This is a genomic window from Ruegeria sp. AL1 (assembly GCF_056540905.1).
The window spans coordinates 297,496-309,843 of the sequence record NZ_JBQFXP010000001.1; the positions used below are offsets into that span (position 1 = coordinate 297,496).

14 protein-coding genes are annotated in these 12,348 nt (G+C 54.5%); all 14 read left to right on the forward strand.

What is annotated here, in order from left to right; translation table 11 throughout:
- The first annotated feature begins 292 nt into the window (after positions 1-292).
- The 14 genes from ACRZ9X_RS01515 to ACRZ9X_RS01580 all read left to right on the forward strand — a co-directional run bounded on the left by ACRZ9X_RS01515 (position 293) and on the right by ACRZ9X_RS01580 (position 12,348).
- A complete protein-coding gene (locus ACRZ9X_RS01515) occupies positions 293-772 on the forward strand; it encodes a hypothetical protein (RefSeq protein ID WP_480515491.1) in 480 nt (159 codons plus the stop codon).
- Positions 773-1,326: 554 nt separating this feature from the next.
- Positions 1,327-2,595 (forward strand): hypothetical protein, encoded by a 1,269-nt coding sequence (locus tag ACRZ9X_RS01520; RefSeq protein ID WP_480515492.1) that lies wholly within the window; start codon positions 1,327-1,329, stop codon positions 2,593-2,595.
- A gap of 8 nt (positions 2,596-2,603) precedes the next feature.
- Positions 2,604-3,245, forward strand: coding sequence for a DUF4376 domain-containing protein (locus ACRZ9X_RS01525; RefSeq protein WP_480515494.1), 642 nt, complete (start codon positions 2,604-2,606; stop codon positions 3,243-3,245).
- On the forward strand, positions 3,233-3,499 hold the full coding sequence (locus ACRZ9X_RS01530) for a hypothetical protein (RefSeq protein WP_480515496.1): 267 nt from the start codon (positions 3,233-3,235) through the stop codon (positions 3,497-3,499). Before ACRZ9X_RS01525 ends, ACRZ9X_RS01530 begins: the two co-directional genes overlap by 13 nt.
- Positions 3,496-3,888 (forward strand): hypothetical protein, encoded by a 393-nt coding sequence (locus ACRZ9X_RS01535; RefSeq protein ID WP_480515498.1) that lies wholly within the window; start codon positions 3,496-3,498, stop codon positions 3,886-3,888. The genes ACRZ9X_RS01530 and ACRZ9X_RS01535 overlap by 4 nt, the downstream gene beginning before the upstream one ends.
- The gene (locus tag ACRZ9X_RS01540; RefSeq protein WP_480515500.1) at positions 3,885-4,466 is read left to right on the forward strand and encodes a hypothetical protein; all 582 of its coding nucleotides are present in this window, start codon (positions 3,885-3,887) and stop codon (positions 4,464-4,466) included. Before ACRZ9X_RS01535 ends, ACRZ9X_RS01540 begins: the two co-directional genes overlap by 4 nt.
- Positions 4,466-5,287: a hypothetical protein gene (locus tag ACRZ9X_RS01545; RefSeq protein WP_480515502.1), complete on the forward strand. Its 822-nt coding sequence runs from the start codon at positions 4,466-4,468 to the stop codon at positions 5,285-5,287. Before ACRZ9X_RS01540 ends, ACRZ9X_RS01545 begins: the two co-directional genes overlap by 1 nt.
- A gap of 15 nt (positions 5,288-5,302) precedes the next feature.
- The gene (locus ACRZ9X_RS01550) at positions 5,303-5,494 is read left to right on the forward strand and encodes a hypothetical protein (protein WP_480515503.1); all 192 of its coding nucleotides are present in this window, start codon (positions 5,303-5,305) and stop codon (positions 5,492-5,494) included.
- A 50-nt stretch (positions 5,495-5,544) separates the two neighbouring features.
- Positions 5,545-5,730: a hypothetical protein gene (locus tag ACRZ9X_RS01555; RefSeq protein ID WP_480515505.1), complete on the forward strand. Its 186-nt coding sequence runs from the start codon at positions 5,545-5,547 to the stop codon at positions 5,728-5,730.
- A gap of 148 nt (positions 5,731-5,878) precedes the next feature.
- Positions 5,879-7,477 carry a phage terminase large subunit gene (gene terL, locus ACRZ9X_RS01560; protein ID WP_480515507.1) on the forward strand — a complete coding sequence of 533 codons (1,599 nt, stop codon included), beginning with the start codon at positions 5,879-5,881 and terminating at the stop codon, positions 7,475-7,477.
- Positions 7,477-9,609, forward strand: a complete 2,133-nt coding sequence (locus ACRZ9X_RS01565; protein ID WP_480515509.1) for a hypothetical protein — start codon at positions 7,477-7,479, stop codon at positions 9,607-9,609. Before terL ends, ACRZ9X_RS01565 begins: the two co-directional genes overlap by 1 nt.
- 77 nt (positions 9,610-9,686) lie before the next feature.
- Positions 9,687-10,679, forward strand: coding sequence for a hypothetical protein (locus tag ACRZ9X_RS01570; protein WP_480515511.1), 993 nt, complete (start codon positions 9,687-9,689; stop codon positions 10,677-10,679).
- A gap of 15 nt (positions 10,680-10,694) precedes the next feature.
- On the forward strand, positions 10,695-11,777 hold the full coding sequence (locus ACRZ9X_RS01575; protein WP_480515513.1) for a phage major capsid protein: 1,083 nt from the start codon (positions 10,695-10,697) through the stop codon (positions 11,775-11,777).
- A 58-nt stretch (positions 11,778-11,835) separates the two neighbouring features.
- A complete protein-coding gene (locus ACRZ9X_RS01580; protein WP_480515515.1) occupies positions 11,836-12,348 on the forward strand; it encodes a hypothetical protein in 513 nt (170 codons plus the stop codon).

A 12,348-nucleotide genomic window follows, 5' to 3' on the forward strand; every position in this document is an offset into this window, starting at 1 on the left:
ATTTGCCCGAATTGCGATATGAATCGATCAGCGCGGCGATTAGGATAGCCATTGCGACGCCACTGCCGAAACTGAGTAGACAGGCTAAGTAAATCATTTCGCCAATCTCCAGGGTACAGGCGGCAAGGTCACGCCGCGTTTACGCTCTATTTGTTTGATGATCTCTCTTAGTGTCATTGCTGAGTCCTTCTTTTTGGTTGTGTCCGTAGTGTATGTCATTTGTATGTCAGTCGTCAACATACACATTGACGTTTTGTCCGTTGCTGCTTGCCTTGAATCATGATTTATGATAATGATGTTCTGGCAATATCATGAATTGGATTCATTAATGCCAAGACAAGACGGAACGCTAACACGTGGGGAATCAAGGTTCATTGAGTCCTTTTCTCAGCATGGGGATCGTAGGAAAGCCGAAAAGGCTGCTGGTCTAGCCCCTAACTCGGGCTATTCCGTGTTAGCTCGTCCAGAGATACAGAAACAGATCATACAACATCAGACGGCGCGCCTAACCTCCGACGCCCTGCCGACTGCCGTCGGAACGCTGATAGAGATCATGAAAAACAAGAAAGCCCCGGCCGCTGCGCGCGTTCAGGCGTCCAAGGTTGTGCTGGACCGTGCCTTGCCAGTGAACGGTGACGGACGATTGAAAGAGCTGCACGAAATGACGCCAGAGGAAATTGCGCAGTCAATCGCGCAGCTCGAAAGCAAGGCGTCGGACATGGCAAAGGATGTCACGCCTGATAAAGATCAAATGGGCAATATATTCGACTGATTGCCCCAAATAGTGCGCAACATTCGGCAATAGATCAATGAAATAAGGATATGCGACAGTATACGCTGTTCTGTTGCATGGCTTATCGGGCGTTGAGGCTACACCCTGGACCTGCCCCCGGCCCCTGGGGGATAGACCGAACGCGACGCGAAAGCCCGTGCCCTACTCGCGCACAAATTTGCGACAAGCCAACACTTTCGGACAGCCTGTCCGCTCTCAATACGTGTCGTCCGTGTAGCTATCGGAGGATATGCCCCCTACCCACCCGATAAGACCGATCAGTGCCGCCCCGAGCTGTTCGACTGCGTGTCCGTTTACAGGGTTGACATCTCCGGACAATTCGCATAGACAGAACAGGCTCGATGATACTGTGTGCAATGGGTTTTGTACCGTTGAACTGGTGATTATCTGTCCTTCGTACTCACCCGGAATTACCGACGCACATGCTCAGTAATTCCGGGCCTTTCTTATCCCTGACCCCGGCCAAGATCACCACATGTTGCGCTGTTTGATTTTGTCTGCTACTTTCCGGACATTCTCTACAAGGGCGGACAATGTCGTATCCCAACGAACCAACGCTGGACACGAGTTACACGGCCAAGGCACAGGCAGTCGGGGACGGTTCGTTTCCGGGCCAGGAGCTTGATCGCGATTTTGCGGCGCTTCGGGACGCAATTGTTGCGCTGCTGAGTTTCGTAAAACTGATTACGAGATCAGATGGGAAACTGGCAAACGGTTCGGTGAATCCGGAAACGCTCGGATCGGGAATTACGCTTGGTTTTGAGCCTCCGAACGCATGGGCCACGGCAACAACATACGCCGCAGGGAACACTGTTTTCGAGAGCAGCAAGTTCTATCTCTGCGTTGCCGGTCATGCATCGACAGTTTTTGCGAATGATCTTGCTTCCGGCCGCTGGTCGTTGTTGGCGGACTTTGCGCAGACGGCGCAGGACGCGCTGTCGGAGTTCCAGACCGACTATGCAGGCTTTCAGGCTGAATACGCGGAATTCAAGACACGGTTTTTGGGGGTTTTTGCCGCTGATCCGGTACTGGACGCTGATGGAAACCCGGTTATCGCTGGTGCGATCTATTTCAATACGACGGTGCAGGAGTTCCGAACGTTCGACGGTACTGACTGGCGCATGTTTTTGGAAAAATCGCTGCTGAAAGCGAGTAATTTGTCGGACTTGGCGGATCCCGCAGTGGCTCGGCAAAACTTGGGGCTGTCAGGTGATTATCTGCCTCGATTTGGTGTCGGAGATGACTTGCCGACGGCGGATATAGGTCCGATTTGGCACGCAGATTACAACTCGTTTATGACGTGGCAGGTGTTCGACCAGAACGGTGCGAATTACACAGGATACGCCAGTGTTGAAATTGGCAAACCGCTGTTTGATGGCCAACCAACCGCGCGTTCCGGCTTTCTGAAAGGCAACGGAGCTATCCTGAATGACGCGCAGTACCCCGCTTTGAAAGCCTACGCGCAGCATAATGGGTTGATAGTACCTTCGTGGGTCGCGGGCCGATGGGATTTCGAAGATTTGGCTAATGGGACATTTCGCATTCCAGATGTTCGGGGGGAATTTGTTCGAATCTGGGATGATGGTCGCGGCGTGAACAGTGGTCGCGCTTTTGCGTCCTGGGAAGCTGATCTTTTTAAGTCTCACAGCCACTATGTCAGCTGGGACGACGCGGCCAATGGCGGCGGTTCCCAAAACACGGTTCGCAGCTACACAAGTGCTCGAAGGGTTAGCACGTCCTCTGTAGGGGGATCGGAAACCCGGCCCCGAAACGTGGCCCTCGGCTTTTTGATTAAGTTCTGAGGTTCGGAATGCTGGTATATCATTTTTCAGAACAAAACGGCGAATACCTCGCTTCCGGTCAGGCGGATCCGAACCCCTTGTCGCCGGGTGAGTTCTTGGTTCCATACAATGCAACGGCTGATGCGCCTCCTGTGTTGGGTGCCAATAAGGTTGCTGTGCGTACCAACAACGCATGGGTCGTTCAGGACGATTTCCGGGGCACGATTTACTGGTTGAACGGACAGCAGGGTGAAATCACCGACATAGGCGACACGGTTCCGTCCGGTGCTGTGCTTATCGAGCCCGCACCTGTCATGGATAATACGGATGTGAACGCGGAAAGAGACCGTCGCATCCTGATCGGTAAATCCTTCACCGTCACCGGTTATGCTACGCCGATCATGGTCGCGGGCGACAGCACGACCCAGACTAACCAGATGGCATTGGCGGTGGCAGCTCAGGCCCGGATCGCATCGGGCGACGTAACAACGCTGACACCTTACCGGGACGAGAACAACGATATCCATCAACTGACGCCGCCGCAGGTCTTCGAGCTTTGGTCCGTGGGCGCGGCCTGGGTGTCGCTGGTTTATCAGGCATCCTGGGCGATCAAGGATGATCCGGCCGGCATCCCGTCCGACATAGCGGGGGATTCAAGATGGCCACCATAGGGAAGTTCCTATTCGAAATGTTCTCACTGATGTCCCGCTTCTTGAATGTCATGCGGGGCGGCGATGCCGGGACCACCCTGTCTGAGGCATCTCATGTCGAAGGGCTGCGCCTGGAGCGGGTGATCGACGTGATTTTTATCGTTCTGACCCTGGGTCGGGAAAAGCATCATTGTCGCGATGCCTGGAACGACGAGGTCGCTCGTATGCGGCGCATCGTTGCCCAAGAAGGTTATCAAGAGGGGGTCACGGATTGAAACAGCAGTCCATAGAAAGCGCCCATTATTGGCTGTCCATGATGTTTACGGGGCTCGGCATATCATTCGCGCCTCACCAATTCGTGGGGGGTTTGTTTCTTGCGTTGGCAGCTGGCGCTCTGGTTGCTCGTCATCGTCGCAGCAAGCGACGGATTTGGAGCGTCCTTGGCACGGCTGCACTGGTCGCGACGATCACCGTTTTGGTCACGCAGGAATCCAATCATTGGGACATTGCCCCACAGCTCATCATGGCTGCGTCCGGCGGGGCCAGTGGTTGGCTGGTGAACTTCTTTATCAAGTTGATGGATGAGGCGACGGAACGATCAGAGCGGATCATCGACCGGCTGATAGATCGAATTCTTCCGTCGAGAAATGGAGGGGGCAAATGAACCTGGATAAGTTCTTGAAAATCGTCACAGGCACCTTGTTTTATGGGTCCCTGCCATCATGGCAAAAACAGCCCGTTTTGCGTATTGTCGAGGAGGGCAATCGACGCGGCCGGTCTGTCGAAGAGATCGCTTACGTTTTGGCAACCGGTTATCACGAAACCGGGCGCTGGAAGTTTGACGAAGAACTTGGCAGAGGCCAGGGCCGAGATTATGGCGAGAGCATTTGGCTCATTCGCGGGAAGAGTGTGACCTATCATGGACGTGGCGATACACAGCTGACGTGGCTGCATAACTACGCAAAGATGTCCATTTTCCTCACTCTCGAACACCAGCGAGAGATAAATTTGGTCAGCAATCCGGATATCGCGAAAGAACCGGAAATGTCGGCTCTGATAATCTGGGAAGGCATGATCCGAGGGATGTTCACGGGTCACAATCTTGCCGATCATATTCGCCCCGGCGAGGTTGATTATGTTGGCGCCCGCCGTATCGTTAACGGAACCGACCGGGCAGAGCAAATAGCTGGTTACGCCATTACATTTGAAGCAGCACTTCGTGCAGCTGTGGAGATGGAATAATGGCGGACCCGATTACGTACTCAGTGAGTTATAGCTTTTCGGGATTTCAGGCTATCAGTCCCGACACTCCCCTACCCGCATCTGATCTTGATATCGAGTTTCAAAATCTCGAATCCAGCGTCGGATCAATCATATCCGCGCTTGATGAGGTTCGTCGGTCTGATGGAAATCTGCAGAACGGCATCGTGTCATGGGACGGGCTTTCCGACGATGTAAAGGCAAAATTCAGCAATTTGGATCAACGTGTCGTCGTTGGGGATATTAATTCTGCTGCATTTGCCACTCAGCAGGAGGCAGAGGCCGGTGTTGCAGGCGACCGGTTGATGACGCCTTTAGCAGTCGCTCAGGCCCTGGATGGACAGCGAGCGTTCGCCACTCAATTGCAGGCGCAAACCGCGACGGACAACAGTACCGTCGTGACGCCACTCCGCGTCAAAGAGGCGCTGGACACACTCCGTGCTTACGCCTCGCAGGTAGAGGCGGAAACAGGTATCGAGAACACGAAGGTGCTAACGCCTCTGCGCACCGCCCAGGCCATCGATAAGCGTCGTGAAGCTCACTCTAACAGTGTGTCGTTGACATGGGGCGCGATAGCGGCCGGCGCGTTCGCGGACCAGACAATTCCAGTCGTAGGCTCCGAAGTCGGTGACAGAGTCACTATCGCTTTACCAGCAACAGGTCTCGATGCGGGGATCATATCCGACGCATGGGTTGCCACGGATGGTTTTGTGACAGTTCGGCTCAATAACGTCTCAGCGGGCGCGATAACCCCCTATGCGGGCGTGGCGCAGACCTTTTCCGCGACAGCCATCGGCTTCTGACAGGAGGTTTTGACGATGAATAAGACATTCAAACGGGAATACGCGGCTGGGCTTATGTCTTTCGTGCTCGGTCTGTTTGTTTGGGGGATGGTTGCTCAGCGTCCGGACATTATCGAAGTCGCTCAATTCCTGACCAAGCCTGTCCTTCTCTTCAACGCTGCAGCGTTTGGCCTGGACGCGGCTGCCAAGCAATTGATGGGGCGCTGATGTTTAGTCGGGTGTGGATGAAAATTGCGTCGGTTGTAGGAGCGATTGGAATGCTCCTCGCGCTCGTTCTGCGGATGCAGAACCGTGCTGAAAAACGAGGCGCCGAGCAGAAAGAGCGGGAGATGAAAGATGCTGACAAGGACCGCGCAGACAAAATTCGTCGTCGTGTTGATGACATTCGTACTTCTCGGGATGCCCGGATGCGTGAAGACGACGCCCGCGGCTACCGAAACTGAATATGAGATTTGCCGGGCGTGGCAAGAGTCCCTGCCGACGCGTTCCAGAGCCGATACGCAGCAAACGAAAATCGAAATTGGCAACCAATATGACGTATTTCTGGCGGCGTGCGAAGGCTGGTCTCTCACGGTCTAAGCGGAGAGTGAATTGAGTCAGAAAGAGCCGGAGCAGCAGTCGCTCGAAGAGATAAACCGGAACATTTTGCTTTTGAAGCGGCAGCAGAAAGCGCTGTCCGCCCGGGATAATTTCATGGACTTCACAAAGTTCACGATGCCGGATCCGGAAGACCCTAATGACGTTGAACGCTCTGTCTACGATAACGCCTTGCACCATGATGCAATTGCCCGGGTAATAGAAGAGGTCGAAAAAGGCGAAATACAGTTTCTCATTTTGACTGTTCCTCCGCGGCACGGAAAGTCTGAACTGGTATCGCGCCGCCTGCCCGCCTGGTACATGGGGCGGCACCCGGATCAAAACGTCGTTGTCGCGACGTACAATGATGACTTCGCCAAAGATTTTGGCGCAGATGTCAGGGGCATCATAACGTCGCATCAGTTCCGGCAAGTGTTTCCCGGAATCAGTCTGCAGCGAGGCGGCTCGGCCAAGGACCGGCTTCAAACCACTCAAGGCGGTATGGCGACATTCGTCGGTGTCGGGGGTTCGTTGACGGGGCGTGGCGCACATTTGCTCGTGATCGATGATCTGATCAAGGACTACGAACAGGCCCGCTCTCAGGCGTTCAGAGACCGAGCTTGGGAATGGTTCACGAAAGTCGCGATGACCCGTAGAATGGGCAAGAAACTCGTCATAATCACTTTCACCCGTTGGCATACGGACGACATTATCGGGCGGTTGACGGACCCTGAAAACGAGCATTTCAACCGAACCCTTGCGGAGAAAATTCGTATCGTTGACTTCCCGGCAATCGCGGATGACGACGATACTCTCGGTCGCGTGCCGGGTGAGCCGCTCTGGCCGGACCGATATGATTTGGATTTTTTCGAAGAACAGCGGTCCTTGGATCCTCTCGGGTTCGAGGCTTTGTATCAGCAGCGCCCGAGTGTCGCGGACGGGACGTTATTCAGACGCGAGAGCATCCAGTACCACGGCCCAGACGAAACAGTGAAAACGCCGCCACTTGAAGAACTTCGCATCTACTGTGCGTCGGATCATGCGGTTTCGACTGCACAGCGTGCCGACTCAACGGTGCTCTTGCGTGTCGGTCTTGACCGTCAGCAGAATATATTCATTCTGGATTGTTGGTGGCGAAAAGCTCCGACAAACGCAACTGTGGAAGCCATGCTGGCCATGGCAAAGCAGGAACCGCAACCCCTCATATGGTGGGCAGAGAAAGGCCATATTTCGAAGTCGATCGGTCCGTTTCTGAAAAAACGGATGATGGAAACAGAGACGTTTTTCAATCTTGTCGAAGTGACTCCTGCAGCTGATAAAGAACAGCGGGCGCAGGCTATTTCGGCGAGAATGGCAATGGGAAGGGTGTATTTTCCGAGGGGTAAGCAGTGGGTCGAGAAAGCGATCAATGAGTTGTTGGCATTCCCGAACGGTTTGCATGACGACTTCACGGACGCGTTCGCTTACATCGGTCTTGGACTTCAAAGCCAAATTCCGTTACAACGAAAGACAAAACCGGACAAACCCGTAAAGAGTGGAACGTTCGGCTGGCTCAAACGCGAACTGAAACGGATGGAGCGCGCTCAGGCGCGACTCAATACCGGAGGCTTCTGATGGACAACGAAATCCAGACCGCAGACACCGCGCGTGATGCACTTGCGACTGAGACTCCGGAAACGCCTGTTTCGGAGGGTGAGCGGAAACTTGTTGCGAAGCTGATTGATCGTATCAAGGTGGATAAGACGCATCATAAACCGGCGTTTGATACGATGCGCGAAGACATGAAAATCGCTCGCACTGGTGCTGGTGATGGGTGGCCTGTCGGGCATTATCGGGCCAATGTTACCGGGCGCCACGTAAATCAGAAAGTTACAGCACTTTATGCGAAAAACCCCAAAGCAGTAGCGCGACGTCGGGAACGACTGGATTTCGCGATATGGGACGAAAGCGAAACGTCAATTGCCCAGGCAATGACGGTTTTGCAACAGGCGTCGCTGGGGGGCTTGGACCCTGTAACGGGACTGACTATCCCCATGAATCCTGTTCAGATACAACAGGCAAAAGTCCTTCTGCAGGACTTCGAACAGGGGATGCGGGCGCGCGAGAATGCACGTCGTGTCGGAAAAACGCTGGAACTCTTGTTCGATTATTTCACGAAAGAGCAAACGCCAGTAGATTTCAAAACGAGCATGAAACAGTTGGTGCGACGCACCGCGACGACGGGTGTCGGCTATATCAAGCTGGGGTTTCAGCGCGATATCGAACAGGATCCACAAGTAGCTGAGCGCCTGGCTGATTTTCGCAATCAGTTGTCACACGTTGCGATGCTGGCCGAAGATGCGGAAGATGACAAAGTCGCGGACAACGAGGTTAAAAAAGCAGAGCTTGAGGCGGCTATCGCGTCGCTGGAACAGCAGGAATATATCCTTGCCCGAGAGGGTCTTGTTTTCGATTTCCCGGACGCTACCCGCGTCATTCCTGACAAGATGACAAAAAATCTTACCGGATTTGTCGGCGGGCGCTGGCTGACACTGGAATACCTGTTCACACCCGATGAAGTGAAGAAGATTTTCAAAGTCGATCTCGGTCAAGGATTTACCGAGTATAGCCTTAAAAACGGTGCTAAGAATTCGGACGATTCATCGATCGCCGAGCCAGAAGCGGTCGAGGGGGGTGATAACGCTGACACGAATGGTTTGGCCTGTGTATGGGAACATTTCGACCGTCAAAGCGGTACGACGTATTATGTTTGTGACGGACATACGAAGTTTTTGCGCGCCCCCGGCCCTCCTGACGTGTACGTTGAGGATTTCTGGCCTGTGCTTGCGCTTGTGTTCAATGAAGTCGAGGATGAATGTACGCTTTTCCCGCCGTCTGATGTTCGTCTCATTAAAGACATGCAGGACGAGTATAATCGGTCTCGTCAAGGTAAACGCGAACATCGTCAGGCTGCCAGACCGAGGTTTGCAACTCCAAAGGGGGTGCTAGGGGACGAAGACAAAACGAACCTAGCCACTGCGGAACCATTCACGGTTACCGAAGTGAACGTGCCTCCTGAAACAGATATCCGCACCGTGATACAGGCGATTCCGGTCCCGGGTGTGGACCCGAACCTGTATGACACCAATGAAGTCATGGCTGACGTACAGATCGTTGCCGGTGCGCAGGAGGCTCAATTCGGGGCGGTCGCAAAGGCTACGGCAACGGAAAGCTCTATCGCGGAATCGTCCCGCATCGCGTCGGTGGACAGTAATGTCGATGATCTGGACGGGTTCCTTACTCGTATCGCGCGTGCTTCTGGCGGTATTCTCCTTAAAGAGATGTCCAAAGATCAGGTCGTAGAGGTCGTCGGTCCCGGCGCTATCTGGCCGGAGCTAACCTTGGAACAGATCGCGAAAGAGATTTTCCTTGAAGTCGAGGCGGGATCATCGGGGCGTCCAAATCAGGCACAGGAGATTCGAAATTGGCAGCAGATGTTGCCTTACTTGCTGCAGATGCCGGGGATACCCGGAACATGGCTCGCCCGAGAATCTTTGCGTCGTCTCGATGACAAACTCGATCTCACCGAAGCTATCGTTGAGGGCTTACCGTCCATCATGGCGCTCAACGGTGCACAGCAACCCGGTCCCGAAGACCCGGCCAACGCTCCGAACGCCCAAGGGGCGGAAGGTGGCGACAACGCCCCTGCCCCACCAGGAGGCGCTGCCGGAACGGATGCACCTTTGGGTAATAATCAAGTTTTGTAGCTTTATGTCCGTCTTGACTTGATACATTTCCGGACAATGTGTATGCTCGCCTCGAAACCGACAACTTGGAGGTTCTAATGGGCGAGAAGGAATTGGAGTTGGAGTCGCCCGACAACTCCGAAAATCTGGACGATACAACCGCTGACGAAACGTCAGATGGTACTCCTGGCCCGGACCCGTCCCCCGAGGCAAATGAAGACGAAAAGTTCGATCTGCTATCTGTGGTCCGTGAGGCGGTCCCTTCGGAAGCGGATAACTCGGAGTCGTCTACCGAGGAAGAGAATGACAGTGACGACGCGGATAGCGCCGATACTGACTCCGAAAATGGCACCGAAGACGGTGAAACGGACGAGGAAAACTTCTCGGACGTGCCGTTCCACAACCACCCTCGGTTTAAGCAGCTCATCGCTCAACGGAACCAGTATAAGGAGGGCGCTACGGAATACGCTAAGGTTCAGGCATTCTTGCAAGAATCCGGCGTATCCGCAGAGGAAGCAGCGAACGCGCTGAATATCCAAAGCCTTCTGAAATCTGACCCGCATAAAGCATGGGAAGAGCTAAAACCGATTGTCCAGCAACTCGTTCGCGACGTTGGTCTGGTTTTGCCCGAGGACTTGCAACAGCGAGTCGCGAAAGGCGAAATTACCAAGGAAGCGGCTGCTGAAATAAGCCGGTTACGGTCGGAGACCGCGACAGCGAAAAAGCAGGACGAGCTTCGCCAGGAGAAGGGCGAGCAGGACAAGCAGCGAGACGCCGCAAAAGCGGTTACGGACGCTGTTGCATCGTGGGAACTGGAACAGCGGAAAGACCCGGATTTCGAAGCCAAGGCCGAAGACCTCATGCGTGAGGTTGTCTGGTTACAGAGTAAAGAGGGGAAACCCGACACTCCGGACAAGGCCACGGATCAGTTGAAGCGGGCCATGAGCACAGTGAACAAAAGAATTGCTGCGCGTACCAAGCCTAAACCATCCAAAGAAACCCTTACCGGGGGTCGCACTGCCAGCATTACCGACGCTGCAGAACCGAAGTCCGTTTTGGACATTGTGAAATCTGTGAGCGACGCGGGCTAGTAGGAGTAGAACCAGATGGCCTTCACAGCAGCAGAACTTGAAAACATCACCAACTCGACCCTTGAGCACTACATGGGCCGGGGTAAGGTTTACGCGCAGGCGATCCAGAACAAGCCGATGATGAAGGCTTTCGACGCCGCATCGAAGACGTTCCCGGGTGGTAAGGACAACGTATCGTTGGCGGTCAAGCAGGGCCGTGGGGGTACTTCGTTGGCCGGTTACACGCACGACGACACTGTTGGGTACACTAACCCGGTCGGCACCAAGCGCGTAGCCTTCCCCTGGAAGGAACACCACCAGGGTATGGGCTTGACCCACACCGAACTGAAAATCGATGGTATCACCGTTATCGAGAATAACGCCTCGCAGAAGACCAGTGAGAAATCTGGCCGGGAACAGCAAGCCCTTGCGAATCTGCTCGAAGAAAAAATCGAGACGATGAATGAGGACTACGCTGTCGATTGGGATGCGCTGATTCACGGTGACGGAACTTCGGACACTAAGGCTCTCGCCGGTATCCGTGCGTTTATCCTGGACGACCCGTCTCTGGGTTCGACAGGAGGTTTGGTGCGTACGAACACTTGGTGGCGTAACCGTGCAGCTACTGCTGCCGCGAATGCCGCTGGTTCAGGTAACGACGTGATTACCTCTTCCCCTGCAAACGGCGGTGCACTGCTGCAGTTCTTGCAAGCGGAAGAGCGACAACTCAATCGTTATGCGATGGGTTCGCGTCGGTCGAAAAAATTCGCCGGGTCAGATTTCATCGGTGCGATCGAAACTGAACTCCGCGCGAACGGTCAATACGCTCAGACCGGCTGGAAAGGTGGTGACGGGGCGATTGATGGCGCGATGCCTCAAGTTGCATGGAATAGCATCGTGATCGAATACGATCCGACATTGGATGATCTGGGACTGGAAAAGCGCATGTTCGACATCGATATGCGCCGTCTGTGCCTGTACTACATGCAAGGCGAAAAGATGAAGAAGGCCAATCCGGCTCGCCCGCACGACAAATACGTCATGTATCGCGGCGTCACCACGACCGCCGTCATGGCCGCGCAGCAGCTTAACACTTCTGGCGTTTACGACATCTCGTAAACCTTCTCAGAGCCCTTCCGGGGGCTCTGTTTCCTGAAATCTGATAGGGATTCCCGAAATGCAATTTGCGAACATAATGGTCGCTCTCGCAGGCGACAAAGGGAACACCGTACCGAAGACCCGGGTGACACCGGCCGAGGTTGCGGTATTGCTGACGATTCATGGTGATGATGCCGTTTTTGACATCGACATCTTGCCGGAAGACCCGGACGCTAAAGTCGTCACCGCTCGCGAAACGGTTGAGCAGCTTCGTGATCGATACCGCGCGAAGAACGAAGACGGTGATTTGATTATTGACCTGGTGTATCCCGGTCGCAGTCCGGTGATTCACAAAACCTTCGCTGAATTGGAGCTACCCGACGGGGCTTTCAAGGCGATCGGCCACGCGATCCCCGTCGTTGAGTCCCCACCGGGACCCCCACCGGGACCCCCACCGGAACCCACACCGGAACCCACACCGGAACCCACACCGGAACCCACACCGGAACCCACACCGGTACCAAAGACGGCCCCCAAGGCCAAGGGCAAGAGCGCGTCGGCTTCTGACAAAACCAACTCGGTTCTCGATTAA